The sequence below is a fragment of the Apilactobacillus nanyangensis genome, assembly GCF_016861915.1.
Lineage (GTDB): Bacteria > Bacillota > Bacilli > Lactobacillales > Lactobacillaceae > Apilactobacillus > Apilactobacillus nanyangensis.
This window is the reverse complement of sequence record NZ_BOLX01000006.1, coordinates 46646-72481: the sequence shown is the minus strand read 5'-3', so window position 1 is coordinate 72481 and position 25836 is coordinate 46646. Positions and strand designations below refer to the sequence as shown.

General features: G+C 34.7%; 27 protein-coding genes. 22 read left to right on the top strand and 5 right to left on the bottom strand.

Annotated elements, in window-relative coordinates; genetic code table 11:
• Nucleotides 1-10: 10 nt before the first annotated feature.
• The 8 genes from JUD45_RS02790 to JUD45_RS02755 all read left to right on the top strand — a co-directional run bounded on the left by JUD45_RS02790 (nucleotide 11) and on the right by JUD45_RS02755 (nucleotide 7118).
• Nucleotides 11-700, top strand: a complete 690-nt coding sequence (locus JUD45_RS02790) for a response regulator transcription factor (protein WP_138726538.1) — start codon at nucleotides 11-13, stop codon at nucleotides 698-700.
• Nucleotides 697-2007 (top strand): sensor histidine kinase, encoded by a 1311-nt coding sequence (locus tag JUD45_RS02785; protein ID WP_203619652.1) that lies wholly within the window; start codon nucleotides 697-699, stop codon nucleotides 2005-2007. Before JUD45_RS02790 ends, JUD45_RS02785 begins: the two co-directional genes overlap by 4 nt.
• A gap of 151 nt (nucleotides 2008-2158) precedes the next feature.
• The gene (locus JUD45_RS02780) at nucleotides 2159-3529 is read left to right on the top strand and encodes a GH25 family lysozyme (RefSeq protein WP_203619651.1); all 1371 of its coding nucleotides are present in this window, start codon (nucleotides 2159-2161) and stop codon (nucleotides 3527-3529) included.
• A gap of 237 nt (nucleotides 3530-3766) precedes the next feature.
• Nucleotides 3767-4195, top strand: coding sequence for an Hsp20/alpha crystallin family protein (locus JUD45_RS02775; protein ID WP_203619650.1), 429 nt, complete (start codon nucleotides 3767-3769; stop codon nucleotides 4193-4195).
• Nucleotides 4196-4224: 29 nt separating this feature from the next.
• Nucleotides 4225-4644, top strand: a complete 420-nt coding sequence (locus JUD45_RS02770; RefSeq protein WP_203619649.1) for an Hsp20/alpha crystallin family protein — start codon at nucleotides 4225-4227, stop codon at nucleotides 4642-4644.
• 114 nt (nucleotides 4645-4758) lie between these two features.
• Complete coding sequence (locus JUD45_RS02765) at nucleotides 4759-5490, top strand: hypothetical protein (protein ID WP_187155920.1); 732 nt, start codon at nucleotides 4759-4761, stop codon at nucleotides 5488-5490.
• Nucleotides 5491-5671: 181 nt separating this feature from the next.
• Nucleotides 5672-6319, top strand: coding sequence for a DUF805 domain-containing protein (locus JUD45_RS02760; RefSeq protein WP_203619670.1), 648 nt, complete (start codon nucleotides 5672-5674; stop codon nucleotides 6317-6319).
• A gap of 22 nt (nucleotides 6320-6341) precedes the next feature.
• A complete protein-coding gene (locus JUD45_RS02755; RefSeq protein WP_203619648.1) occupies nucleotides 6342-7118 on the top strand; it encodes a DUF805 domain-containing protein in 777 nt (258 codons plus the stop codon).
• A 180-nt stretch (nucleotides 7119-7298) separates the two neighbouring features.
• Here JUD45_RS02755 and JUD45_RS02750 read toward each other — a convergent pair whose 3' ends face one another.
• On the bottom strand, nucleotides 7299-7940 hold the full coding sequence (locus JUD45_RS02750; protein ID WP_203619647.1) for a CPBP family intramembrane glutamic endopeptidase: 642 nt from the start codon (nucleotides 7938-7940) through the stop codon (nucleotides 7299-7301).
• A 146-nt stretch (nucleotides 7941-8086) separates the two neighbouring features.
• Here JUD45_RS02750 and JUD45_RS02745 point away from each other — a divergent pair, with 146 nt between their 5' ends.
• Together JUD45_RS02745 and JUD45_RS02740 are read left to right on the top strand one after the other, a co-directional pair.
• Nucleotides 8087-8365: a hypothetical protein gene (locus tag JUD45_RS02745; RefSeq protein ID WP_203619646.1), complete on the top strand. Its 279-nt coding sequence runs from the start codon at nucleotides 8087-8089 to the stop codon at nucleotides 8363-8365.
• 180 nt (nucleotides 8366-8545) lie between these two features.
• Nucleotides 8546-9748 (top strand): DUF805 domain-containing protein, encoded by a 1203-nt coding sequence (locus JUD45_RS02740; RefSeq protein ID WP_203619669.1) that lies wholly within the window; start codon nucleotides 8546-8548, stop codon nucleotides 9746-9748.
• 28 nt (nucleotides 9749-9776) lie between these two features.
• Here JUD45_RS02740 and JUD45_RS02735 read toward each other — a convergent pair whose 3' ends face one another.
• Nucleotides 9777-10637 (bottom strand): prephenate dehydrogenase, encoded by an 861-nt coding sequence (locus JUD45_RS02735; RefSeq protein WP_203619645.1) that lies wholly within the window; start codon nucleotides 10635-10637, stop codon nucleotides 9777-9779.
• 792 nt (nucleotides 10638-11429) lie between these two features.
• Between JUD45_RS02735 and JUD45_RS02730 the strand changes: the two genes are divergently transcribed.
• The 10 genes from JUD45_RS02730 to JUD45_RS02685 all read left to right on the top strand — a co-directional run bounded on the left by JUD45_RS02730 (nucleotide 11430) and on the right by JUD45_RS02685 (nucleotide 19818).
• Nucleotides 11430-12878, top strand: coding sequence for an anthranilate synthase component I family protein (locus JUD45_RS02730; protein ID WP_203619644.1), 1449 nt, complete (start codon nucleotides 11430-11432; stop codon nucleotides 12876-12878).
• Nucleotides 12862-13443, top strand: a complete 582-nt coding sequence (locus JUD45_RS02725; RefSeq protein ID WP_203619643.1) for an anthranilate synthase component II — start codon at nucleotides 12862-12864, stop codon at nucleotides 13441-13443. Before JUD45_RS02730 ends, JUD45_RS02725 begins: the two co-directional genes overlap by 17 nt.
• Nucleotides 13444-13458: 15 nt before the next feature.
• Nucleotides 13459-14457: an anthranilate phosphoribosyltransferase gene (gene trpD, locus JUD45_RS02720; protein WP_203619642.1), complete on the top strand. Its 999-nt coding sequence runs from the start codon at nucleotides 13459-13461 to the stop codon at nucleotides 14455-14457.
• An 11-nt stretch (nucleotides 14458-14468) separates the two neighbouring features.
• A complete protein-coding gene (gene trpC / locus JUD45_RS02715; RefSeq protein WP_203619641.1) occupies nucleotides 14469-15251 on the top strand; it encodes an indole-3-glycerol phosphate synthase TrpC in 783 nt (260 codons plus the stop codon).
• A complete protein-coding gene (locus JUD45_RS02710; RefSeq protein WP_203619640.1) occupies nucleotides 15251-15823 on the top strand; it encodes a phosphoribosylanthranilate isomerase in 573 nt (190 codons plus the stop codon). The genes trpC and JUD45_RS02710 overlap by 1 nt, the downstream gene beginning before the upstream one ends.
• A gap of 12 nt (nucleotides 15824-15835) precedes the next feature.
• The gene (gene trpB, locus JUD45_RS02705; RefSeq protein WP_203619639.1) at nucleotides 15836-17026 is read left to right on the top strand and encodes a tryptophan synthase subunit beta; all 1191 of its coding nucleotides are present in this window, start codon (nucleotides 15836-15838) and stop codon (nucleotides 17024-17026) included.
• Nucleotides 17019-17795, top strand: coding sequence for a tryptophan synthase subunit alpha (gene trpA / locus JUD45_RS02700; RefSeq protein WP_203619638.1), 777 nt, complete (start codon nucleotides 17019-17021; stop codon nucleotides 17793-17795). Before trpB ends, trpA begins: the two co-directional genes overlap by 8 nt.
• Before the next feature lie 96 nt (nucleotides 17796-17891).
• A complete protein-coding gene (locus JUD45_RS02695; protein ID WP_187155684.1) occupies nucleotides 17892-18086 on the top strand; it encodes a hypothetical protein in 195 nt (64 codons plus the stop codon).
• A 433-nt stretch (nucleotides 18087-18519) separates the two neighbouring features.
• The gene (locus tag JUD45_RS02690) at nucleotides 18520-19260 is read left to right on the top strand and encodes a helix-turn-helix domain-containing protein (RefSeq protein WP_203619637.1); all 741 of its coding nucleotides are present in this window, start codon (nucleotides 18520-18522) and stop codon (nucleotides 19258-19260) included.
• A 204-nt stretch (nucleotides 19261-19464) separates the two neighbouring features.
• Entirely contained in the window at nucleotides 19465-19818 is a 354-nt protein-coding gene (locus tag JUD45_RS02685) for a hypothetical protein (RefSeq protein ID WP_203619636.1), read from the top strand.
• Nucleotides 19819-19831: 13 nt separating this feature from the next.
• Here the strand turns inward: JUD45_RS02685 and JUD45_RS02680 are convergent, their stop codons facing one another.
• Nucleotides 19832-21268 carry a Sau3AI family type II restriction endonuclease gene (locus tag JUD45_RS02680; RefSeq protein WP_203619635.1) on the bottom strand — a complete coding sequence of 479 codons (1437 nt, stop codon included), beginning with the start codon at nucleotides 21266-21268 and terminating at the stop codon, nucleotides 19832-19834.
• Between the two features lie 89 nt (nucleotides 21269-21357).
• Here JUD45_RS02680 and dcm point away from each other — a divergent pair, with 89 nt between their 5' ends.
• Both dcm and JUD45_RS02670 read left to right on the top strand, forming a co-directional pair.
• Nucleotides 21358-22647, top strand: a complete 1290-nt coding sequence (dcm, locus tag JUD45_RS02675) for a DNA (cytosine-5-)-methyltransferase (protein ID WP_203619634.1) — start codon at nucleotides 21358-21360, stop codon at nucleotides 22645-22647.
• A gap of 69 nt (nucleotides 22648-22716) precedes the next feature.
• Complete coding sequence (locus tag JUD45_RS02670) at nucleotides 22717-24501, top strand: hypothetical protein (RefSeq protein ID WP_203619633.1); 1785 nt, start codon at nucleotides 22717-22719, stop codon at nucleotides 24499-24501.
• Nucleotides 24502-24638: 137 nt separating this feature from the next.
• Here JUD45_RS02670 and JUD45_RS02665 read toward each other — a convergent pair whose 3' ends face one another.
• Together JUD45_RS02665 and JUD45_RS02660 are read right to left on the bottom strand one after the other, a co-directional pair.
• On the bottom strand, nucleotides 24639-24839 hold the full coding sequence (locus JUD45_RS02665; RefSeq protein ID WP_054482717.1) for a hypothetical protein: 201 nt from the start codon (nucleotides 24837-24839) through the stop codon (nucleotides 24639-24641).
• A gap of 70 nt (nucleotides 24840-24909) precedes the next feature.
• Nucleotides 24910-25800, bottom strand: coding sequence for a DUF4238 domain-containing protein (locus JUD45_RS02660; protein ID WP_203619632.1), 891 nt, complete (start codon nucleotides 25798-25800; stop codon nucleotides 24910-24912).
• Nucleotides 25801-25836 lie beyond the last annotated feature (36 nt).

Sequence of the window (25836 nt, the reverse complement as noted above, 5' to 3'; positions counted from 1 at the left end):
AATGATTAATATGGATGGTTTAAATATCTTAATCGTCGAAGACGACGAAAACTTAGCAGCCAGTGTGGCTCAATTCTTATCGCCAATTGGAAACACAACGGTGGTCCACGATGGTTTTGAAGGTCAAATGATGGGCCAAGATAATATCTATGACATCGCAATTTTAGATTTGATGCTACCGGAAGTTAGCGGATACGATATCCTAAAACACTGGAGAGTAGATGATGAAATCGACATGCCCGTTTTAATTTTGACTGCCAAGGACACTATGGCTGACAAAGTTCATGGTTTTGAATTAGGCGCCGATGATTACTTAACTAAGCCATTCCATCGTGAAGAATTAATCCTTCGTGTAAAAGCATTGTTAAAGAGAACCGGACGTCTTGGTAATAACAATTCATTATCAGCCGGCGAATTCAATGTTGATTTGGGTCGTCACTATGTTGAATACCAAAATCAAGAATTAAAATTAAATGGAAAAGAATACGATTTATTGGTCTACTTCATGCAAAATCCTTCTACTATTATTACTAAGGACCAAATCTTTGATCGATTATGGGGATTTGACTCAGAAACATCATTATCAGTTGTCGAAGTATACATGAGTAACCTAAGAAAGAAGATTAAACAAATTTCTGGTGCAAACCCAATTAAGACCCTCAGAAACGTAGGGTACATGCTAGAAGAGGCTAATAAATGAGAGATCGCATTTTAGAGCATAAACAACAAATCAAGTTGTTTATTAAGGAACTAATTGGTTTTGCGATTTTATTTGCGATTTTAGGATTGATTGTTTACTTCTTCTTTCAAAAGTCGATTTATTCCAATATCGATGCCGGATTGAACCGTCAAAAGGAACGCATTGAAAGAAATACCTATGCTAACGAAGGACCGTTAACGGTTAATCAACGTCCTGGCGGCTTTAATCCGTTTAATAACTACAACAATAGTGATTTTCAAACTAATGTGATTGTCTTCAATAAAAAGGGAATCATTTCCAATCGAGGGATGCTTGGTCAAAGAAACTATAAGCTATTGAGCAAGTTGACCTTAAAGAATCGAAAACTAAATAAGGTTGAAGAAATCACCTTGTGGTCACACAACTATGTGACTAACTTTAGAGGGATTTTATTGAAGGTATCAGACGATAATACCAATCCCGAATATGCAGGCAATTATGTATTGATTTTGCAAAATATTGATGCAGATTTACTTGCGCTCCATAGTTTCGTCGAAGCATTGATTGTTACTTTGGTATTCTTCTGGGCAATTGCGATTTTAATTGCTTACTACCTATCTAAGTCGAGTATGAAACCAATCATCAATTCATGGCACCGCCAAAAGGAATTCAGTTCCAACGCTGCTCACGAATTGAGAACACCATTAACGGTAATTCAAAATCAGATGGAATTCTTGCTAACCAAGCCAAACGATAAGGTTGTCGATCAGATTCAACCGGTATCGACAACCTTAGAAGAGGTTAAACATCTAAAGGTATTAACCCAAAGATTGTTAACGCTGGCGCGTTCCGATTCCAATATTGTGCAAGCTCAACGTTCCGATGTTGAATTGAAACCATTCTTTGAAGGTGTCTTGTCACCATTCAACGAGATTGCTACAAGTCAAAACAAGTCATTTGTTGACACTATCGATGTCGATGGTACAGGGCACATCGATGCAGATTTGATTAAACAATTGGTAGTTATCTTAATTGATAACGCGATGAAGTACACGCCTAAGGGTGGGACCGTTGCGATTAAGATTGTAAAAAATCACAGTAACTTAAGAATCGTTGTCTCAGATACTGGAAATGGTGTTGATGACGAGGATAAGGCGCGTATTTTTGAACGATTCTACCGTACCGATAAGTCTAGAAATTCCAAGACTGGGGGTACTGGTTTGGGATTGTCAATTGCTAAATGGATAGTCGAACAACACCATGGTCGAATTAGTGTCCGAGACAATCACCCAACTGGATCAATTTTTACTGTAAATATTAATTTATAAAAGACAAAAAATTATAAAGAATTTATAAAATTTAATTGGCAATTGGCTTTCTTTTACCCCTCCGGCTCTGTTACAATATGCAATAATGATAAAACGATAAGAGGAGGTGTATGAGATATAAATTAATTTTTAAATTTCTTTATATCTTTATATGAGAAAAAAAGGATTATGGTTTTCGATCGTAGCCGTAGTCGGTTTGATGCTTGCTAGTACCTCTGTACCAGCAATGGCTGATGCAAGTAATGCTAACGCATCTAACACCGTTTACGACATGTCAGAATGGCAAGGTAGTCTAACCGATGCCCAAGCACAAAAATTAAAGAGTGAAGTTCCATTCGTTATTTTAAGAGTGCAATACGGTAGTGCTTATGCCGATAAGACATTTGAACACAATCGTGATTTAATGGATAAATACGCAATTCCTTATGGTGTATATTCATTCAGTCAATATGAAAATCCAAGCGATGCCGCCTACGAAGCAAAAGTGCTATATAGTCGTGCACCAAGGGCTAGGTTTTTCGTAAATGATTATGAAATGCAAACAGTTACTTCTGGTGGAACTAATCAATCAACCGATGCTTGGTTGAAGGCATTAAGACCATTAGTTGGACAACGTAAGATTTTATTCTATTCATATGCTAACTTCATGATTCAAAATGCAGCTAGTTCAGTTGCTAACTATGACGGTTACTGGTTAGCCGCATACCAAAACAATGAACCTGCAAGAGAACATGTTTTATGGCAATTTACAGATAAATTCCACTCAAATGCTTTAGGTCAAAATCTGGATGCAAGTATGCTTACTTCAAAGGATGCAAACTGGTTTATCGGTGATACTGCTGATTCCAATAATCCTACCCCAGTACCAAATATTAAAGCACCAAAGAGTACTCAATCATCCAAGAAGGTAAACAAAAAGCAAAAAGAAGCTCAAAAGAATGCTGCAAGTAGTGCTAATAAAAAAGCCGCAAATACTAACAGCAAACCAGCAACTACTAAGCCTAAGAAAAAGGCAGTTGTTAAGAATGTTCAATACACTACCATCAACAAGTCAATGACAATTGCTACTGGTACTGGTTTGAAAATTTACAACCACGTTCCTGGCGATAATCATTACAAGAATAAGGTTAAGGCCGTTCATAAGAGTAGTTCTTATGCCAACAAGCGAGTTACTTTGAACTCCGAAGCTAAGAATACTTCAAATGGTCGTACTTACTACCGTGTATTGGAAAACGGTAAGTCATTGGGTTGGATTAGTTCCACTGGTGTGGTACCAAACATTACTTACTCAAAATACCATGTAACTAAGATTGTTAAGATGCACCCAAAGGTGAACTTCTACAATCACATTAGTAACAGTGGATTCTCAAATGTTCACGTTACTAACTACGGTACTGGATATGCATATACACCAGTCCAAATCACGCAACGTGCTAAAAAAGCGGGTTGGAAGAAGTACTATTACAAGGCATACTACCAAGGTAAATTCATTGGTTGGGCTTATGCTTCAATGTTTAAATAAAAACTTTGATCATAAAGACGATTCTTTTAAAGAATCGTCTTTTTTATATTTTTTAAAAATTTTTACTTAAAATAAACGTTGATATGACAGCGTTTGTAAATGATTTTTAGCACTATCGTTAATTAAGTGCTAGTTTTCTCTTGACTATTTGACCAATACTGACTAATATAAGAATTGTTGATAGGAAATAAATGACTACCAACGAAATATTGAAAATAATGAAAAGGGGCTTTGATTATGGCTAACGAATTAAGAAACACAGACTTCAATGTATTTGATCCAATGAATGATTTCTTTGGCGACTTTGGTAAGAACTTCTTCAATTCAGTTGCTGGTAATCAAATGAAGACTGACGTTATTGAAAACAAAGATAATTACGTAGTAAGCTCTGAATTACCTGGTTTCAAGAAGGATGAAATTCATCTAGATTACAACAACGATACTTTAACAATTCATGCTACACATGATTTGAGTAAGGAAGATACTAATAAAGAAGGTAAGGTATTAAGAAAGGAACGCACTTCAAGCAATATCGCTCGTGCATTCTACCTACCAGATATCTATATTGATAATGTTGCTGCCGATTATGACGGCGGAATCTTAAAGATTACATTACCAAAACAAGAAATTAAGGATGAAGAAGCACACAAAATCAGCATTAACTAATTAAATTGAAATAGTAGGAGGGATATTTTATGGCAAACGAACTAAGAAACAATGTATTCAACGACTTTATGGATCCAATGAGCAACTTCTTTGATGGATTAGGTAGAAACATGACTAATACCTCAAAAATGAAGACAGATGTTATCGAAAATGATGACGAATTCGAAGTGAAGGCTGAACTACCAGGATTTAAGAAGGAAGATATCAACATTAATTACGAAAATGATACCTTAACAATCCATGCAATTCACGATTTGAATAAGGAACAAAAGGATGAAAACGGTAAGTTGATTAGAAGCGAAAGAACATCCAGCAATGTCAGTCGTTCATTCTACTTACCTGACGCAGATACTGATAAGATTGGTGCAAAATACGATGGTGGTATTTTGGATATCATGGTACCTAAATCCGCTGAAAAGGAATCAAAGCACACAATTTCTATCAACTAATTAAAAAAAGAGCCGTTATGGCTCTTTTTTTGTATATTTTTTCTGTAATATAACGTGAAAAAATATTATAATGGATTTATAATGATTTTTTAAGGATGATTGGAGTGTTAGTTGATGAGATTAGGTTGTTCAGGAGCGTTAGTTCTAATATTTTTAATGTTATGTGTGGTTACTAATCCGATATTAGCGATTACTATCGGTATTATTATTGCTTTGGCTATAATTATTTACCTTGTAATTAAGAACCACGGAGAGGTAGAACAAGCTCGTTATAACAATGCTCAAAACATTGACGCCTCAATGTCAAAAGAAACATCATTCCAATTTAATAGTATGGTATACAAACCAGTCACATCTTCTAAGGATGACATTCCAAATATGGAAATGATTCTAAGAACTGACCCAATCAGTTATGTTAAGAGTGACGAATTGTCTAAACGTGAACAAGACATGCTAGATTCAGGTTACTCAATGGAAAACATTAAGGTTGCCAGAATTAATGTTGTGCAAGGTTACAATGCTCAATATCAACTATTCGATCGCTACTATGCCATCCTAAAAATCGAATCAGACATTACAACCGTTCCAAACCGTGCAATGACGGTATTACTAAAACAAATGGTGATGTGTTTCTACCACCAAGAATTCGGCCTAGATATTCAGGTTCAACCACATTCATTTGACGATAAGATGGTTAAACAATTTATCAAGCTATGTCCAGAAGTAAACATGTCTTCTTCATACTTTGATAATGCTAATATTACTAACGAAAGATTCTTAAACCAACGCATTGATAAAGGCTGTTTGAATGCCTTTAAGAATATCATGATTGGTTATGATTTATAAAATCACTGAAAAGAAGCTGCCAAAATTTGGCAGCTTCTTTTTTATTAAAAATAAAATAACTTTTAGTTAAATGTAAATTTGGGTTTTTATATACACGATAAGAATGCTTTAACCTTTATAGAAAAGATACTTTACTCAGTGTATCTTTAAAATGTAATACTTAAAAAGGGCGGAATAATGAATGAAAACAAAATATTGTACAAACTGCGGTACTGAACTTTCGATAAGTTCTTCTTTTTGTTCAAACTGCGGGGCAAGACAATCATACATAGAAGATAAATCTTCAGATAATTCAAAAAATAATGGCACCAAAATGATTAGATTAACTGATGCTATTCCTAAATGTATAAGGGAAGCATTTAACCTAAATGGTGTTGCCACAAGGGCTGAATATTGGTGGTTCTACTTATTTATGCAACTAGTATTATTTGGTTCTTTTTTTGCAAACATCTACGTTTGTATTCGCTATGGATCGTTGGCATTTATAAGAGAAACGCCAACATTTCCGTTATTTATTGTATCGATTGTTTTAGGATTGATACCAAGTGCAGCATCCGTTGCATTGCTATCGGTATCGATTAGAAGACTCCATGATATTAATCAAACTGGTCATTTTTTATGGCTTAAATTGATTCCATTTTTTGGTTCCTTGGCTTTACTAATAATGTTCTGTCAAAGTTCTATTACAGAAGATAATAAATATAGAAAAGATAATCTAAAAAATAAAACCAACGCTGGCATCATAACATTGTATGTAGCTTATTCAATATTATCTGTATTAGTATATGCAGGATTTTATGCATCTGTGATGCGTGAGTTTGTTTTTTAAAAAGGTTAGTGGGGATTTTTAAATGAATACAAAATATTGTTCGAATTGTGGTAATCAAATAGCGGCTGAATCTTCTTTTTGTAATTTTTGTGGAGCCAACCAAGATGCTTATATCACAATTAAGAAAAGTGAAGCTAAAAATGACAAAATAAACTTTCCGGACGCATTAAAGGATTATTTTAAATATCTGTTTTCAGCTAAAGGATGCGATACTAGAAGAGAATATTGGTTTTCGTACGTGTGGATGACGCTTTTTTCTGGATTCCTATATTCATTATGGCTAGTAAGTTATTTTTCATTCTATGATACATTTACGGGAGTAAAGTTTTTAAAATTTCTTGGCTTTGTTGTTAGCGTGGGATTGTACTTTATTTCAATTAGTATGATTTTTAGCATGTGTAGAAGATTACACGATGCCAACATATCCGGTTTCTTTTTACTTTTCTTATTAGTGCCTATTTTTGGCTGGATATTAATTTTGATATTGTTGTGTCAAAGATCTATTGAAGAAGGTAAAAGAAAATATGGACCAAAACAAAAGCCATCAATTAATAGTTTATTGGTATGGTGGACTGTTGTTGCATTTTTTGGACTGCTTGCAGGTAGTTCTGAAATGAACAAACTTGAAAGTAACTATGAAGAAGTAGTTCGCCAAGAACAATTGGATGATGAGGTTCAAAAAGAAAAAGAAGACTCACAAGACGAAAACGATGATGATGACACATATGATAATGACGATTCATATGATTCAGGAGATAATTATTATCATAATGATTACAGATATGATGATGACTATTAAGGAGAGTTGCCCGAATTGGGTAACTCTTTTTTATCATAAACTACATACACATGTTTGAACGATTTACCGGAGTGATGATAATGAAAAAATACAGTAATACCGTTGTGGATGTATTGTTATTAATCGCAATTATTTATATCAATATGAAATAAAAAAAGCATACGCTTTGGCGTATGCTTTTTAATATATCCATAGCATAAACATTAATAAAATGTCCCATGAACAGTGGAATATGATTGGTGCAATGATTCCGTTCGATACCTCTCTGGACTTACTTAATAGGATTCCAGCTAATATGTAATACATTAGTGAAATGATACTAAATAAAGAATGGGCAATCCCAAAAGTAACTGATGAGAATAGAATAGCGTATTTTTCGCTAAAGATTTCCTTTAAGTATGATTGAATTAATCCTCTGAAAAATAATTCAACAATGATTGGTGATAGTGTTAAACTAGCAATAATACATAATAATTGTAGTCTTGAATCGGTGTAGCCAATTAGGTTTGATAGATTAGTATGAAAATCTGTGTTAGGCTTAGTAGTCACTAGAACGAATGATATGTCTAGCAGAAAAAATTCAATTCCAATTACTACCAATTTAGAATTGAAATGATTATTACGAAAAACATCAATCACTGTGTCGATGATTATTTTACGATAGAGATAAAGAATAATCGTTATTAAGATGATAAAAGCGATTAAAATCTGAATAACGGCATAGAAAAACGGTTCATCTGTTGAATAAAGGATTGGATATCTGACAAGCTCCATTAACGGTGAAAGGAATATCAAGATAAATATAAATGATGTTTTTTTCATCGCATTCACTCCTTGATTACTGATTGATACTATTCAATAGATATTCAGTTATTAATCAATTATAGTTCCATAATTTAAATGTGCTGGATAATTTTTTCTAAAAAAACCAAACTAAATTTAGACAATTTTAAAAGGGGACAAACCACATGAGTAAAAAGAAAACAGGGAAGAATACAGTAAAATCATGGACATTCTTGATTGTCGTTATTATACTTGTTAGCGCCGCTTTAGGCGTGATTTATGACTTATTATCTAATGTTTTAATTGCAGATAGTTTGCGCGATTTTCTTAAATTAACCATCATTTCAGCGGGTGGCGGAGTACTATTATTCGTCTTATACCTAATTTATAGCTTTGTGACGGAAAAAATTAATAAAAAACATCCAACATGGTTCGCCTCTCAAGATCCACGTTCTAAAAAGTAAAAGCACACGTTATCGTGTGCTTTTTTTATGCTTCATTAAAATCAGATTATTTTTTAAATAGTTATGGCTTATGCTGTTGATATGCGAATATTCCTAATATATCATTAAATACTGTTGCAAATTAATTAATTGTAAAAAGTTAATTGATTTTTAGTTAATATTACAGGGGAGTTTTCGTTTATGAGTAACAAATTTTGTCCAAATTGTGGACAAAAAATGGATGGAAAAGCAGAGTTCTGTCCAAACTGTGGTGCCAAGCAAAATGTTGAAGAACAACAAGTAGCAACAGCACCTACACCTAAGAGTGGTGTGAATATGGTAACTGCATTGAAGAACATGTGGGATAAAATGTTCACTATCAATGCAAAGAGTTCTCGGCCAGAATTTTGGTTTGGTTATTTAGATAACTTTATCATTGCAATGATTGTTTTAATTCTTCTTAGCCTTGGTAAATTTAATAGCTTAGCCATTTTTGTTGGGTCATTTGTATTCGCATTTATTCTTATCACCAACCTTACAAATGCAATCAGAAGATTGCATGATGCTGATATGTCTGGTCATTTCTTATGGTTACTTCTAATTCCAATGGTTGGGACAATTGTGATGATTGTACTACTATGCCAACCATCAAAAGACGCTGGTCGTTTTGAAGATGGTCCCGTTATTGATTGGAAACCTAAATGGTGGTCATGGTTGATAATTGCTTTAGTAACATTGCTATATTTCGCAGTTATCCAATCATACGTAAATGAAGTAAGACATGAAGTTTCAACATCTTATGCTGTTACTAAGACTCACAGTGATTATGACAGTGATGACGCTGATTCTAATGATGATTCAGATGATGATAGCAGTTCATCTGATAATGGCCAAGACAAGTTATCTGAAGAAAAAGTTCATGATATGGACGACTTCAACATTGGTCCTTTGAAGTTTGATAAGGTGGTTGCTGGTGTCAAAGTAGAAAAGAACATTAGTGATGACATTGCCGATGCTTTATTTGATGAATTCGGTGGTTCTGCTCCAATGTCATTCTTCAAAGAAGGCGGATCATACAAACAAATCCTAATTACTTACAGAGCTACTAATACAAGTAACCAAACCATTCACTTATTTGGTTTGATGGACGATAACGATTTATTAATGCCAGATGGCACACAATTAAATCAATTGAATGCAAAAGACTTCTACGCTGGTGAAGAACCAAGCAATGAAGACATTAAACCGGGTGCTAAGATTAACGGTAAACTTTGGATTCAATTAAAGGATGACAACAAGAACAATATTCCAAGCGGTGAATATCAATTCAAGACTGGTGAAGCAAACAGTGAAGGATTCGAAGAAGTTCTAGGTCATTCAATTAACTTTAAATTTAAGATGTAAAAAAGAGCACACGTAAACGTGTGCTTTTTTATTTGGTATTATTTTCCCAGCCATTTCTGGCATCATTAGCATCGACAATTAACTGACGTAATTGTTCAGGCTTCTTGTCGGTAATGGTTTGTTTTAAAGATTCCAATTGTTTTTCAAACACATCGATTTGGTCTAAAAAATTATCGGAATTACTGGTTAAAATATCCGACCAGACATCGGGATTACTTTTGGCGATTCTAGTCGAGTCTAAAAGTCCATTTCCCATACTAATATCATTGGCGTAAACGTCTTTAAGGGAGTCATTGACGGTTAAAGTTAACGCGTAAGTGATGAAGTGGGGCAAGTGACTAATGGTTGAGACGATTTGATCATGCTTTTCTGCTGAGACTTCTTTAAAACGAAGGTTTCCTGCAGCTAACAAGTGTTTAATCATATCGACTTGTTGCATGTCTCCATTATGGTTAACCAAGAAGTATGTATGGTCTGAAAGCATTTCGATTGAACCATTTTGACTTCCGGTGAGATGAGATCCGGCCATGGGATGACCACCGATAAAAGTAATTCCGTTATCGACTAGTTGATTGGCTGATTTTAAAATATTGACCTTACTGCTACCAACGTCGGTAACGATTACTGATTGTTTTAATTTCATCTCACTTAGGCTTTTGATGTCCTCGATGATGCTGTTGACGGGACTAGCCAAAATGATGACGTCAGCTTGTTTACTGCCTTCTTCAAACTCGATGGATTTATCGATAATGTTATTGTCTAACAAGTAGTCGCAGTTACGCTTGTTGATATCGTTTCCCAAAATGATTGCATTTGGGTCAGATTTTCTGATGATTCGGGCAATACTGCTGCCGATTAATCCTAATCCGTTAATAAAAATTGTGGTCATAGTGCCATCTCCTAAAGTTCAAAATAAAAAACCAGCTGGATGAATACAAATCACCTAGCTGGTTTTAATTTTGATTTCGTCGAAAATCATCATTAACAAAATACCACGGCTAAGTGAATTCACACCTAGCCAGTAAAAATCAAATAAGACAATTACTACTTAGATGTGTCTACGTAATAATAGTCGCGATAATAATTTTTACGTTGGATTTGCTTGTTCATAATGATAATCCTCCCTGGTTATTTGTATACATTTAACCACACGCGTGAACGAAATACAAACATTTCTCTAATTTTTATTTAATTAAACATTTTTTAGTTATATAAACTCATTGGTATTAAAGAGTTTGTTGGATGCCTGCAAATATAAAATCTAATTGTTTTCTAATTTAATTGTTGACTTTTAAAATTCAGGGAGTAAACTGAACTCAATTAAATAATTCGTCCATAAAAAAACCAATGATGTGGAGATCAAGATTGTTGTGCACGCACAGAGAGTCGTCGATGATGGGAATACGACCGAACGCAGGCAGTTAAATGGACCACGGAGGGTTCTTCCGAAAAAGCAATTGAGTACGGAGAAACGTCGGGCATACGTCAGTTGCCGGGGGTGTGAACACGCACCTCGCTGAGGAGGGATTAGTCTATTTTGATATAAACATCTATACATTTATTTGGAGTAGTCTAATCTAATTAAGGTGGCACCGCGGGGAAAATCCGTCCTTAACAAAGCATTAATTGCGTTGTTATGGGCGGATTTTTTTAATGCAATCAAATCTGCGAGGTGATCACATTGTTGACCAAAGAAGAGTTACAAAATCACATTAGTCATTATCAATACCTACCGGTGAGCTATCAATTTAGCATTGATAGTTTTAACCCTTACAAGATTGTTGAAGCAATTGACCCTAACCATCAGCAATCGATGGTATTCAGCCACGATGATGGAAATACAATCACAGTAATAGTGAAACCAAAGAAAACAATTACCGTCTTGGATAACAGAATCGTGGTGAAGGAAAAAGATAATACCTACGAAACGAAACAAAATCCAATCGATTTTTTAAATGATTACTATCAACGTCATCAAACAATTAAAACTGTAGATGGATTTCACACAGGGTTGATTGGTTACTTCGGCTATGACTTTTCCAAGTACGCCAATAACCATCTACCGAAAACTCACGATGATTTAGGGTTACAAGATATTGAACTGTTCGAACCTGACATCACAATCAACTATCACAATCATGAAGTTACGTTAACCAAATTGATTTCAAGCAATCGATTCGAATCACTTTTTGATGAAACAAGAGCAGAGCTAAAGCATTTTGCTGAAAGGTTAAAACACATTTTAAACGAGAATGTCGAAACCACAGAATATGTCGACATCGTAGAAACGTTTGAAAATCAATTCCAACGAGATGAATTCAGTCAAAAAGTTGATGCGGTCAAGAAACACATTTACAACGGTGATATCTTTCAAATGATTTTATCGAACCCATATCAAACTAAGGCGAAGGGATCACTAATTAACGTCGGAAAATACCTAGAGGAAAACATTTACTCACCATATCATTTCTATTTTGCCCATAACCAGTTTGAAGCAATTGGGGCATCGCCAGAAACGTTAATTCAAAAGACTGACGATAAGTTGTTTAGTTATCCGCTAGCCGGAACCAGAAGACGAGGCAAGACCAAAGAAGAAGATGACTTCTTCGCCGATGAATTAAGACATAGTCCTAAGGAACAATCTGAACACAACATGTTGGTTGATTTAGGGAGAAACGATGTCGGAAACATCAGTGAGATTGGCACCGTCAAGGTCACTAAGTACATGGAACTATTGAAGTTCTCAAACGTGATGCATTTGGGGTCCAAGGTAGAGGGGATTGCGAAAAAAGACATCACACCAATCGATATCATCGCAAAGACATTACCGGCCGGAACACTGTCGGGAGCACCTAAATTATCCGCGATGCAAATCATTAGAGAATTGGAACAGCGCAAACGAGGAATTTACGGAGGCGGAATTGGTTATATCGATTTCGATGGCGACCTGGATTTATGTATCGGCATTAGATTGGCCTACAAACAAGATGACAATTTGGTTGTACATGCCGGTGCGGGAATTGTGACCAGTAGTGATGCTGACCAAGAGTTTCACGAATTTGAAAATAAAAGCAGAGTAATTATGGACGCGATTAAAGAAGTGGAGGCCCAACATGATTTTATTAATTGATAACTACGATAGTTTTACATTTAATCTTGTGCAAGAAATCGGTAAATTAGTCGATCAAGAAATTGTGGTGCTAAAAAACGACGAAGTGACAGTCGCCGATTTAGACAGACCTGATTTAACAGCATTGATATTATCACCAGGACCAGGTCGTCCAGAAGACGCCGGAAACATGAACGAAGTATTAAAGGCGGCTGTCGGCAAGGTACCGGTATTGGGCGTTTGCCTAGGTCATCAAGCCATCGGTGAAGTATACGGTGCCCAAGTGACCAACGCACCGGAAATTATGCATGGTAAAACCGACATGATGGAACAAATTTCAGACAATGACATCTTCGCCAATTGTCCCAGTCACTTCACAATCGGCAGATACCACTCACTGGTGATTGATGAAGAAAGTATTCCTAACAACTTGAACGTAATTGGCAGGGGTAGTGATGGAACCGTTCAAGCCGTGGCGGATGAACAAAACCATGTCTACGGTGTTGAATTCCACCCAGAATCTATCATGACCGACCAATCAGCGGCTCAACAAATATTTTTGAACTTTTTTAAATTAGCTAAGTAGAAAGGAATGGATGACATGATTAATTCCGCAATTAAAAAATTAACAGACCAACAAGATTTAACATACGACGAAATGAATGACGTGATGAATGAAGTAATGGATGGTAAGACTGGTGACATCGAGATTTCATCCTTCTTAACCAGTCTAAGCATCAAGGGAGAAAACATCGAAGAGATTGCCGGAGCGGCTGCTTCCATGCGTGACCACGCTGCCGAATTCGACAGCCAAATCGATGCCATCGACATCGTTGGAACCGGCGGCGATCATTCCAATTCATTCAACATTTCAACCACCACTGGATTAGTCCTAGCCAGCCTGGGGATTCCAGTCGTTAAACACGGTAACCGTGCTGCATCTTCCAAGAGTGGTGCAGCCGACATGCTTCAAGCACTCGGCTTTAACATCAACCTTACTCAAGCTGAAAGCGAAAAGATGTTAGCCGATAAAAATTTCTGTTTCCTATTCGCCCAAAAGTATCACCAAGCAATGCGTTTTGTAGCACCGGTACGAAAGACTTTGGGGATTAGAACTATCTTCAATGTCTTAGGCCCATTAGCCAATCCGGCTCATGCCAAGAAACAAGTCCTAGGAGTTTATGATGAAGCATTGTTAATGCCATTGGCTAAGACATTGATTCAACTAGGTGTGACCAACGGAAAGGTGATTTTTGGTACCGACGGATTGGATGAAGCCTCCATCTCAGCACCAACCAAGGTGGTCAACATTGTCGATGGCGTGATTAGTGAGGACGAGATTACCCCCGAACGGTTTGGCTTGAAGCGTTATGCCAAAGAAGAGATTGTCGGTGGGACTCCAGAAGATAATGCTCAAATTACCCGTGACATTATCGATGGTAAACAGGGGGCGAAACGAGACGTTGTGTTGTTAAACGCTGGACTAGCAATTAACACGTACAGACCGGATGTTTCAATTCAACAGGGTATCGAAATGGCCCAAGAAGCCATTGATTCAGGAAAAACCAGAAAGTTGTTAGACGAACTATTAGCGTATTAGGAGGTAAGTCGATGATATTAGATGATTTGGTCGAAGCGACACAAGAAAGAACTGAACATGAACAATCGATGGTCTCGCTAGCTGATTTAAAACAGTCGGTAGAAAAGATGGCTTCGATTAATCCAAACGACGTCTATGAAAGATTTAGAAGACCAGGGATGCACGTGATTGGCGAAATCAAAAAGGCGTCCCCATCTAAGGGACAAATCGTCGACACCCTCGATTACATCGGCATTGCTAAACAGTACAGTGAAGCTGACGTGACCGCGATTTCCGTTTTGACGGAACCAAAATACTTCAAGGGTGATATTTCCTATCTCAAGGAAATTAACCAAACAATCGATGCAGTCACACTCAGAAAGGACTTCATCATCAATCCATACATGATCTATCAAGCACGCGCTACCGGTGCCAAAATCATCTTGTTGATTGTGGCAATTCTTTCTAAGAACCAGTTAAAACAATACTTCGATTTATCCCATGAACTAGGCCTAGCTGTATTAGTCGAGGCTCACGATGAAGAAGAAGTAGCAATCGCCTTGTCGATTGGTGCTCAAATGATTGGCGTGAATAACCGCAATTTAAAGGACTTCACCGTCTCGTTTGAAAACAGTATTAACCTACGTAAAAAGGTGCCAAACGATATTATTTTCATCGCAGAAAGTGGCGTCAAAAGTATTGATGATACCGAAAAACTACAAGAAATTGGCGTTAACGGCGTCTTAATTGGTGAGACATTGATGAAGTCAGATAGTCCGACTGAGTTTATTAAAAAGATACAAGGTGATGCATAATGGTCAAAATCAAAATATGCGGAATTACAAAACTAAAAGAGGCTGAGATTATCAATCAGACTAAACCAGATTACTTTGGCTTAGTCTTTGCCAGCGGGAGTCATCTAGTCGATATTGATACGGCCAGACAAATTAGGCGAGAAGTGAATGCCAATATTCCAGCGGTGGGCGTCTTTGTAGACGCACCGTTTAAATTAATCAAACAGTTGGCGGAAGAAAAGATTATTCAAATCGCACAGTTACACGGTAGCGAAAAGTCTGAGGATATAAAACGAATCAGAACCGACTTAAGCATTCCGGTAATCGACGTGATTAACGAAGATAAGCTACATAGAAATCGCGATGCTGACTTTCTAATGGTCGATGCGCGGACATCAACCGTCACAAGAAATCAATTGTCTAATGATGATTCGAACTTGTTTGTGGCTGGAGGGATTAATCCTGAGAATGCACAGCAGACAATCGATGCTACCAAACCATTTGCGATTGATGTCAGTCGTGGAGTGGAAGCCGACGGTAAAAAGGATATTGAATTAGTAAAAGCAATTGTGGCAATTGCTCACAATAATTAAGGAGGAATCACTATGACTAATAAAGACGGAAGATTCGCTGAGTACGGTGGTCAATACGTTCCAGAAACATTAATGAATGAATTAAATAAAATGGCGGATGAATACGATAAGGCAAAACACGATCCTGAGTTCCAAGCGGAATTACAGGACTTATTGAATAATTACGCTAACCGCCCATCACTTTTGTCATACGCTAAACGCATGACTGAAGACTTAGGTGGTGCGCAAATCTACTTCAAACGCGAAGACCTAAATCATACCGGTGCTCACAAGATTAATAACGTGATTGGTCAAGCACTTTTAGCTAAACGCATGGGGAAGACTAGATTGATTGCGGAAACTGGTGCTGGCCAACACGGTGTGGCCACTGCAACCATCGCGGCATTGTTCGGGATGGAATGTGAAATCTTTATGGGCAAAGAAGACACTGACCGCCAAAAACTAAATGTTTATCGAATGGAATTACTAGGAGCTAAGGTGAACTCAGTAACATCTGGTTCAATGGTGTTAAAGGATGCGATTAATGCGGCGTTACAAGAGTTTTCCGCCCGTACAGATGACACATTCTACGTGATGGGTTCAGCAACCGGACCACATCCATATCCAATGATGGTTCGTGATTTCCAAAGTGTGATTAGTAAGGAATCTAAGGAACAGTTCAAAAAGATTAACAACAAGTTACCTGATGCAATCGTTGCCTGTGTCGGTGGTGGAAGCAATGCCATCGGAAGCTTTGCGAACTACATCGATGATCCATCAGTTCAACTGATTGGTGTTGAAGCAGCTGGTAAGGGTGTTGAGACCGAATTAACGGCGGCTACCTTAGAATGTGGTAGTGAAGGGGTCTTTCATGGCATGAAGTCAATCTTCCTACAGACCGAAACGGGTCAAATCAAACCGGTATATTCAATTTCCGCTGGCCTAGATTATCCAGGTGTTGGGCCAGAACATGCCGCACTAGCCAAATCGGGTCGTGCGCAATATGTCGGTATCACCGATGATGAAGCTGTCGATGCGTTTGAATATATCGCCAGAACTGAAGGAATCGTCGCCGCGATTGAAAGCTGTCATGCTGTCGCATATGTAAGAAAACTGGCACCTAAGATGAGTAAGGATCAAACAATTATATGTACACTTTCCGGACGTGGTGATAAGGATGTCGCCGCAATTGGTAAATACAGAGGAGTTGACGTAAATGAATAAATTAGTTGAAACCATGCAAGGTGGTAATAAGTTAGTTGGATACGTTGTTGCCAACGACCCTGATATTGATACTACGATTCAAAACGTGGTCGCATTGTCCGAAGGTGGCGCCGATGTTGTCGAAATTGGGATTCCGTTTTCTGACCCCGTCGCCGACGGTCCGGTCATTCAGCGCGCTGACTTACGCGCTTTGGCAGACGGTGAATTACCAATGGATAAGGTCTTTGAGATGGTCGATGAGATTCATCAACGAACCGATATTACACTGGTCTTTTTGACCTATCTAAACGTCGTCCTCCAATACGGCTACGATGAATTTTGTCGTCAATGTGAAACTCACGGGGTGAGTGGACTAATCATTCCGGACCTGCCTTACGAAGAACAAGATGAATTATTACCATTTATCGATAAGCATGATTTAGCACTTGTGCCACTAGTGACATTGAATTCAGATGATCGAATTCAACGTTTGGTGCAACACGCTAAAGGATTCATTTACCTGGTATCTTCACTGGGGGTGACGGGTGAGAGGGATGAATTCTCCAGTTACCTATCCGGAATTGTCCAAAAGATAAAGGAATATACTGACGTTCCAGTCGCCATCGGCTTTGGAATTCATTCGGCTAAACAAGCGAGTGAAATGAATCAAATCTCCGACGGTGTCATCATCGGTAGTTCGTTTGTCAGAATCGTCGAAGAGGATAAACAAGATGCACCTAAGCGTCTAAAGGAATATGCCAGCGAAATTAAACAAGCAATTATTGAATAGAAAAAGCACACAATAATGTGTGCTTTTTTCATTTGCTTTTAAATTATTAGATAAGTTGTATAATTACATTAGCCTATAAAAAAGAAGATGATAGACATGAAATATGGTGTTAGAACACCAAGTTGGAAAAAGTCATTATCAGCACGCACTAGGGGCCGCGCTGTGCGATCACTAAAGCGTGCTATTAACCCATACTATGGTAAGAAGGGTATGGGATGGATTAATAATCCACATAAGGCGTTATATAACAAGGTATACCACAAGACAACTTTCAACTTGTTCAAATGGTAATCTTTCCCCCGTGCAAGCGGGGAATACATATGAAACGGAGTAAATACGATGGAACCTACATCTAAGTCACAAATGTTTTTCGCATTTCTAAGAGTACAACTAGTATTTTTCTCTTTAACAATTACATCCTTCTTAATTTGGGATAGCTTCTTTAATGGACCATCCACTACATTAAGAAGAGTAACGGCAATTGTTACCTTTATTCTTTCAATAGTTTTACTTTTTATCGAATCTACAATTGATACGATTGATAAGGACAGTTTTTTTGAAGATTAGTAAAAACCAATAAAATATTTTAATTAGAATGAAAAAAGAATGTTGATTTATCAACATTCTTTTTTATTTTTTGACGTTTTGTTGCAAGTAAATGACTGTTGTTAAATTATTTTTTAGATACTATTATAAATTTAAAATTTTTATCGGAGATGAAATAATGAAACAATTTGATATTTATAGAAAGCCTGTATTTAGAAATAAATTAGATGAAATAATGACAAAAAATAATATAAGTAGCTCTTATTTATCCAGAATATCAGGTATCCCCAGAAGTACGATTTATAGAATCAGAATGAACCCATATAATAAAACCACATCATATATTAAAAATAAAATTTGCGAATCATTGAATATACAAAAAGAAGAATTTGGTGAAAAGGTAGGGTATGCGCAAATGATGTTTGAAAAAATAGGTAGTGTGGCTTTTAATGAAAAAAACATATCAGAATTTAAAAAGATTTTATATGATGAAACAAGAGGATTTTTTCAAATTGATCCATATAGTAGAAATTCATGTATAAATATTAAGATGAAGTGGAGAAGAAAGAATACATTCCTTGGAAACATCAGAATAACAATGGAAGATGGAGAATTAGTATTTAAAATTATAGACTTTGATTTTAAATATTATGAAAAAGAATTATTTGATTCTATTGTTAAAAGTTTTGAATTATATGCGAAATATATAGGTGTTAAATATATTGTTTTTTCACCTGGAGTTTTGTACAACACATATAACAAAGTAAGAGAACCAATTAGAGAATTGCTTAATAATAAATATATTTATTATTACAAACATCTTAAAAATAATACTTTGCTTGATGAAGATAAGATATACAAAAGATTTATTAATAAATCGGATAGAATATATGGATTTTCTAAATTTGTCACATATTAGGCAAGATTATTGATTATTCATAATTATGAAACTACTATGTAGTTTCGTTGGGGATGATTAATCCTTTTGAAACGCTTTAGAACAATTTAATTCTTTATAAGGCGTTTCTTTATAGAGCTTTCCCATCTCGTGTAAGAAAGGCTTTTTTATTTTATAAATCATCGATCTATAATTAGTTAAATGCTAATTATAGGAGCTTTTTTGATGAAAGATATTACTGAAGTTGCATGTGAATCTTACAAAGAAGATTTAAGAAGTTATGACAATCCGGATTACGTTATTACATATCCAAAATATGATTGGAAAATGTCTTATGTAGCTTATGATGCAATGTTAAATGAATTGACTGATTATCATGATTTGAACCAACCAGATACGGATTATGAAACGTTTGGTGTAAATAACAATGAAGACGTAATTTTTAAATGTTCATTTTTTAAATCTGTATATAGAATATTAAACGTTAGTGGTTTCGAATATAATAACTACATTGGAAATAAAGGATTTATAAAGGGTAAGGACAGAATTTATTACGTTATAAAAAAAGCAGTGAAATAAAATTCACTGCTTTTTATAATAAATCTTCTACTGCTGACTTTATGTACTTACTATTTAGCCAGAAGGACTGGGTTGTCATAAAGTTATCAGAGTATTCAGATGGCTTATTGGTCCAATTTGCAGGGACTGGTAATTCATTAGAATCCTTACTATCAACATAGCTACTTTTTGCAGCATGTGGTCTGACATGGATTATTTTTCTATCTTTTGAAGAGATAAAGTTATTGGAGACTCTATTGTTTTCAAAAGTGAGCTTTACACCAGAAAGTAGAGTGTCCACAGTTTGTTGCCAAGCTTCCTTTATGGTTCCTTCTCTTTGGTCATCAGGAATTCTAAAGAATTTAATTCCTTTTAGATAGTTAATTCCATCATCATCCATTTTGAAAACTACAAACAAAAATTTTGTTTCTGAAAAATAAACATTTAATGAGGCTTCTGGAGAACCGTCTTTGTCATTCCAATTTTCTTCTACTAAATCTTTGAACTTAAAAGGTGGTAAAGACATACTTTCTTTGTTTACATTTCTTTGATTAAATTGAATGGTTTTAGGCACAATAGAAGCCTTTTTAAATTCATCAGCTTCAATTCCAGTTCTACTTTTGATTCCTAAAATCCTATTTACTATTTCGACATTGTATTTACCAATTGTCTTAGTTTCTTTAGAAGGAATATTTAATTCGTTAATTATGTCTTTTACGGATTTTCCAATGAATGGTTCGAATTTTGAATGGATAATATCTTCTAAAGATTTAGTAGACAGTTCAGTAGAATCTTTAACAATTGCATCTGAATGTTTATCGCCAAAAATATAATCTCTTAGAAGAGTAGTCATAAAGCTGCCTTTTAATGAAAAAGCTCTTTGCTTAGCCATAACATTTGAATTTGGTTGTGTTCTCATTGAATGCTTGTTTACACCCTTTGTACAAGCGGCTAAATAGTTGGTGATTCCTTCATTTATTTCTTCAGCTTTACCTTGTTTTACATATGATTGAATGATTTCCCAGTCTTTTTTGATAATCTCTAAATCATTCTTATTGTTGAGCATTTCGTACATAACACATTTTGCGAAAAACCAATCTTCTTTTGGGATGTCTTTGTTGTATTCATAGTATCCAAGTTCCAGTACTTTGTTTTTTTCAAGAAGATGGCTATTTTCAAAATTTTCTTTATCTAAATCTTCGTAATTAATAATGTTAAGGACTAATCTTTCCTTAGCACTAATATCACCATTTTTTAAACGTTTAAAAGGAGTTGCTTTTAGTTCGGACACACCTAAATCAGGTTGACTTGCTGAGTCCTTTGGCTTTCCAAACCAAGCTTCGAACACGTCACCCATGGCATTTTTGTTACCTTTTATGTTCAGATTAAGCATTTTTATAAGATCTTTTTGTTTAATGTTTTCAATCTGAACAGCTCTATTATGTACTTCTTCCTTAGTTTTAAAATCCATATTTGGCCCCTCTTGAATAATATGTGTTGATCCTTTTCTACATATATTATATAATATATATTAATAATTCAAAAAAAGGAGTGATTAGCATGGCGAAAGAACTTAAAGTCTTAGAATTATTTGCCGGAGTCGGTGGATTCCGTATCGGATTAGATAATGCAGATAAATCATTGTTTAAGACAAAGTGGTCCAATCAATATGAACCATCAAGAAAAAGCCAAGATGCTTTTGATGTATACAACTACCGCTTCCCAGATTCCGAAAATATTGGAATTGATGTTGCTGAAATTTCTGATGAAAAGTTCAGTTCGATGGATGCAGATATGATAGTTGGTGGATTTCCATGCCAAGATTACTCAGTAGCGAGATCTAAGAAAAATGAAATGGGAATTCAAGGTAAAAAGGGTGTTTTATTCTGGCAAATTATTAGAGCTGCTAAAGATATCCATCCTAAATATATGATTTTTGAAAATGTTGATAGATTATTGAAAGCTCCTGCTAAGCAAAGAGGAAGAGATTTTTCAATTATGCTTACTGCATTAAATAGCCTAGGATATTCTGTAGAATGGCGTGTTATTAATGCGGCTGATTACGGAAGAGCTCAACGCCGTCGTCGTGTTTATTTCTTCGTATTCCGTAATGACCTACCATATGCAAAACATTTGGACGAAAAATATGATTTTGACGAAGAATTAATCCCAGATGATGCTTATGACGAATATATCTTTAAAGAAGGTCTATTTGCAAAGCAATTCCCAATTAAAGAAGAGTTATATAAAGGTAGAAGAGCTTATTATGAACTACCAGATGATATTGTAGCTGCATCAGATAATTTCACTGGTAAAGTATTCAATACTGGAATTATGAGACACGGCAAGTACTTTACTATCGACTCTGTTCCAAATTCTGATAAAAAACCAACTCCACTAAGAGATATTGTTCAACCAGAAGATGATATTGATGAAAAATATTATGTAGATGACCAAGCTAAAATTGATAAGTTTGCTTATCTTCGTGGTCCAAAACATATTGAAAGAACTTCCGCCGATGGACATACTTATACCTACAGCGAAGGTGGAATGTCTCCTTATGAAGATTTATCACTACCAGGTAGAACCATGCTTACCTCTGAAGGAAGTGTTAACAGATCAACCCATTGGTTGAAGATTAATGATAGATATAGAGTGTTAACACCAATCGAAGCAGAGAGAATGCAAGATTTCCCAGATGATTGGACTAAATATAAAATCGTTGATGGTGAAGTTAAAGAAGTTAGCGATAGAATGAGAATGTTCTTCATGGGTAACGCACTTGTTACTTCTATTATCGAAGGTATCGGTAAAGGAATTAAAGAAATAGTAAATGAATATGATGATTAAATATAAAAATAGGAAATTAACAATATGAATTTATTTTTTCCTATATTTACGTACTAAGGCGAATATTTAATGAAAAATGAAAGATTGGATTACACACTAGAAGGAAATTTAATTAAACAAAGAGGGTTCAAGGATAGATTCAATGAAGTTATACGTCAAACTAAAGGTAACAATTTAATCAGTGTTAACGATTATATGGAATTATATGTTGTTATAAAATACTACGACGAGGTATTCGAAAAAGACAATGCTCTTGAAGTTCGAGAACTTAACAAATGTTTTGCAAAAAACATTGATAATTTCTTGGTTGATGTAGTAAAAACTTACCATTCGTTAGAAGAAACTTACAGGAAGGTTTTTTTTGAGTCTATTACGAAATACAATAAAATCTCGTCTCTTGAACAGCTTACCAATTTAATAGAATGTGATGATTTTAATATTATCGACGTTTTGAGGGTAGAAAAGTTATCTAAAGATTTTTCAGAAGAAATTTTTAAATATGTATGTAATCATATACATCTTTTTGAAAGATATTTAGATGATTCATTTGAAAGAAGCAACATTTTATTGTATTGGCCAGAAGAAATGTCGATTTACTACGACGATTTGGTGTGTATTTATTTGAATTATGATGGTATGAAAATTGATTATTGCCGTTTAATATTGGAAAACCATATAACTTTAAATAAAAAGAATTTAAATCATTTGTTTATAATAATGAAACGTAATCATGCTCTAGACAAGGATAATGTTAAGGTGTTAAGTTTGGAAAAAGGTTTAGAGAATAGTGTAAGAATCTTTATTCAAATTTTGTATAATTTAAATAAAGAAAATTATCCTGAAATGATGAATAAACTTCTTAGACTATTGTATATTGATGATAATTTGAGATGGAATGTCGCTATTAATAAAACAAGTGATATGTCTATATTAGATTATATTAACCGTACTGGTAAAGAAGAGTATTTTCAAAGTATTGGTAATAAAGAAAATGAAATTAAGCAAATATATTTGCTTAAATCAATTGATGAATCATTGCACAAAATTAACACATCTTTGGAAGAGGTAATTAAGTTACTGCTTGAGAATAATTCTCATGTAAAAGGATTTTTTGTAAACACTTCCCCAGATAATGCAAGTTATTTGCAAAAATGTAGAAATATCCTAATAGAAATAGAAAGTTTACTGCATCAATATAAAGATTATGTTGAAAATGGTTCTGTAGATAAAGACAGAATAAGATTCATGGGTGAAGAAATAATAGTGTTTAATATTGAAAGTAGACATAATAATACTCATGCATACTTGAACAATAAATATCAAATGGAATTTTTTAGATTGTTTTCCACTAATATGAATTTCTTGGCTGGCATAAAAGAAAATAGAAATTATAAAAGTGTCTATGAAACTCTGTCTAAAGAAAGAGTAAATTATAGTAGTTTAGGATCATTTTCAAAAAGAGAAATGGATTATTTAATCGGTGCCCATCTTGTCGAGTTGAACAATGATAATTTTATTCAAATTAATGAACGTATGCTTTCGATACTAAATGATGTATATGAAAATGGGTATGTTAATTTGATGTATAAAGATGATGGAGAAGAAAAAGAAATATTAAAGCTTAAAGATAGGGATTTCTTATGTACTGATGGAAAACTTTTATCAACTCAAGAAATTAATTACTTTAACTATATAATGAATAGTAAAAATTTCCTTAACTCTATTTCCTTGAGAAATAAATATGTTCATGGAACTCAGCCATCTTCTTTAGAAATGATAGAGGACGATTATTATAGTTCTTTAATCGTGTTTATACTGGTTGCATTTAATATTTTTCAAGATTGTTCCAAATAAAAAAGACACCCAATCAGGTGCCCTTTTTTATTTAAAATGTCTCTACATTATATTGAAAATCTATCAAGTAACAAAGTAGTGCAATCATGAATTCGAAATCTCTTCATCATCATAATACCTTCTTTGACTCAACAAGATTATAGTGAGTTGTCAGCTTTGTTATGAGTTTGGTATTGATGATTGTTGTAATCATACAATGCCTTTTCAAAATCATGGAATGTGTGAACATCAGTAGGGTCTTCCTTACGACCTTTCTTCAATAATGTTCTTAGGTAATCAATCATACCTGGTGTTGTCTTTACTTGCTTAATTCCATCTATAATTTCTGATTCAGTCATATTAATCGCCTCTATCAATTCAATTTATATCTGAATCCAACTATATATTAGCACCATAGATGTGAAGTGTTCAGTATTTAGATTTATGTTTTTTTCTAGCTTCTTTTATTACTTCGCTTGGACCTATTACTATGTCATTTAAATCTGATGATTGAAGAATGTTCGAAATCTTGATTTCCTGTTTGTTTAAGTAATAATTATTATATTGATCAACTTTATTTCTAAATATTAACGATTTTGATTCATCTCTTCGGATTATAATACCTAACTTTGGTGATATGGGGAAAAGTTGTTCTTCCGTTCTGGGTATCTTTAACATAGGTGCATTATTTCCAAATAAAAGGGGTGTTTCGGAATCATTTATTGCTAGTGAAATGCTTCCACAAAAATTAATATAATTTATTTCGAATTTTTCTTCATCAGAAGGAATGAATAATTCTTGAAATCTTAAAAAACTAGCAAAATTTTTAAAATTAATATCATCTAATCCGTATTTTTTTAAACATTTGTTATATCTCTCTTGAGGTATTGACTCAATTTGTTTTTTTCGCCGTAATGACCTGCAGGATAATTGTCTAAGCATTAATAAGAGGTTTTTTCTAATACTCTTTTTTGTTAATATAGTACCCTTTCGTGTTGTTATGAGATTATTTATAAGTACGCCGAAGCCTGATTCAGAAGAACCTAGAGAATGTTCGATGTATTGATTCTCATTTTCCATTTCTTTTATAGCTTTATCAAATTTTTTGATAGTATTATTCTTAACCAGGTATTTTAAGCCTTTTTTTACTTCTTCTAGTTCTATTTCATCATATAGCCAAGCTGATGCCATTACAGCGTTGGGTTTTGGATGAAAGAACTTTTCGTCCTTAATCCTGTAACAAGAAAGATGACCACTTGAATCTGTAAATGATCTTAATATTAATTGAGGAATGTAATGTTGAAGTCTTACTTTGCTCATGCTTGTCACTCCTATAAAAGATTTAGTTTAATAATT

What these genes read in the sequence shown, in the direction of transcription:
- JUD45_RS02790 (WP_138726538.1), top strand. Translation starts at nt 11, where the DNA reads ATGGATGGTTTAAATATCTTAATCGTCGAAGACGACGAAAACTTAGCA.
- JUD45_RS02785 (WP_203619652.1), top strand. Translation starts at nt 697, where the DNA reads ATGAGAGATCGCATTTTAGAGCATAAACAACAAATCAAGTTGTTTATT.
- JUD45_RS02780 (WP_203619651.1), top strand. Translation starts at nt 2,159, where the DNA reads ATGAGAAAAAAAGGATTATGGTTTTCGATCGTAGCCGTAGTCGGTTTG.
- JUD45_RS02775 (WP_203619650.1), top strand. Translation starts at nt 3,767, where the DNA reads ATGGCTAACGAATTAAGAAACACAGACTTCAATGTATTTGATCCAATG.
- JUD45_RS02770 (WP_203619649.1), top strand. Translation starts at nt 4,225, where the DNA reads ATGGCAAACGAACTAAGAAACAATGTATTCAACGACTTTATGGATCCA.
- JUD45_RS02765 (WP_187155920.1), top strand. Translation starts at nt 4,759, where the DNA reads ATGAGATTAGGTTGTTCAGGAGCGTTAGTTCTAATATTTTTAATGTTA.
- JUD45_RS02760 (WP_203619670.1), top strand. Translation starts at nt 5,672, where the DNA reads ATGAAAACAAAATATTGTACAAACTGCGGTACTGAACTTTCGATAAGT.
- JUD45_RS02755 (WP_203619648.1), top strand. Translation starts at nt 6,342, where the DNA reads ATGAATACAAAATATTGTTCGAATTGTGGTAATCAAATAGCGGCTGAA.
- JUD45_RS02750 (WP_203619647.1), bottom strand. Translation starts at nt 7,940, where the DNA reads ATGAAAAAAACATCATTTATATTTATCTTGATATTCCTTTCACCGTTA.
- JUD45_RS02745 (WP_203619646.1), top strand. Translation starts at nt 8,087, where the DNA reads ATGAGTAAAAAGAAAACAGGGAAGAATACAGTAAAATCATGGACATTC.
- JUD45_RS02740 (WP_203619669.1), top strand. Translation starts at nt 8,546, where the DNA reads ATGAGTAACAAATTTTGTCCAAATTGTGGACAAAAAATGGATGGAAAA.
- JUD45_RS02735 (WP_203619645.1), bottom strand. Translation starts at nt 10,637, where the DNA reads ATGACCACAATTTTTATTAACGGATTAGGATTAATCGGCAGCAGTATT.
- JUD45_RS02725 (WP_203619643.1), top strand. Translation starts at nt 12,862, where the DNA reads ATGATTTTATTAATTGATAACTACGATAGTTTTACATTTAATCTTGTG.
- trpD (WP_203619642.1), top strand. Translation starts at nt 13,459, where the DNA reads ATGATTAATTCCGCAATTAAAAAATTAACAGACCAACAAGATTTAACA.
- trpC (WP_203619641.1), top strand. Translation starts at nt 14,469, where the DNA reads ATGATATTAGATGATTTGGTCGAAGCGACACAAGAAAGAACTGAACAT.
- JUD45_RS02710 (WP_203619640.1), top strand. Translation starts at nt 15,251, where the DNA reads ATGGTCAAAATCAAAATATGCGGAATTACAAAACTAAAAGAGGCTGAG.
- trpB (WP_203619639.1), top strand. Translation starts at nt 15,836, where the DNA reads ATGACTAATAAAGACGGAAGATTCGCTGAGTACGGTGGTCAATACGTT.
- trpA (WP_203619638.1), top strand. Translation starts at nt 17,019, where the DNA reads ATGAATAAATTAGTTGAAACCATGCAAGGTGGTAATAAGTTAGTTGGA.
- JUD45_RS02695 (WP_187155684.1), top strand. Translation starts at nt 17,892, where the DNA reads ATGAAATATGGTGTTAGAACACCAAGTTGGAAAAAGTCATTATCAGCA.
- JUD45_RS02690 (WP_203619637.1), top strand. Translation starts at nt 18,520, where the DNA reads ATGAAACAATTTGATATTTATAGAAAGCCTGTATTTAGAAATAAATTA.
- JUD45_RS02685 (WP_203619636.1), top strand. Translation starts at nt 19,465, where the DNA reads ATGAAAGATATTACTGAAGTTGCATGTGAATCTTACAAAGAAGATTTA.
- JUD45_RS02680 (WP_203619635.1), bottom strand. Translation starts at nt 21,268, where the DNA reads ATGGATTTTAAAACTAAGGAAGAAGTACATAATAGAGCTGTTCAGATT.
- dcm (WP_203619634.1), top strand. Translation starts at nt 21,358, where the DNA reads ATGGCGAAAGAACTTAAAGTCTTAGAATTATTTGCCGGAGTCGGTGGA.
- JUD45_RS02670 (WP_203619633.1), top strand. Translation starts at nt 22,717, where the DNA reads ATGAAAAATGAAAGATTGGATTACACACTAGAAGGAAATTTAATTAAA.
- JUD45_RS02665 (WP_054482717.1), bottom strand. Translation starts at nt 24,839, where the DNA reads ATGACTGAATCAGAAATTATAGATGGAATTAAGCAAGTAAAGACAACA.
- JUD45_RS02660 (WP_203619632.1), bottom strand. Translation starts at nt 25,800, where the DNA reads ATGAGCAAAGTAAGACTTCAACATTACATTCCTCAATTAATATTAAGA.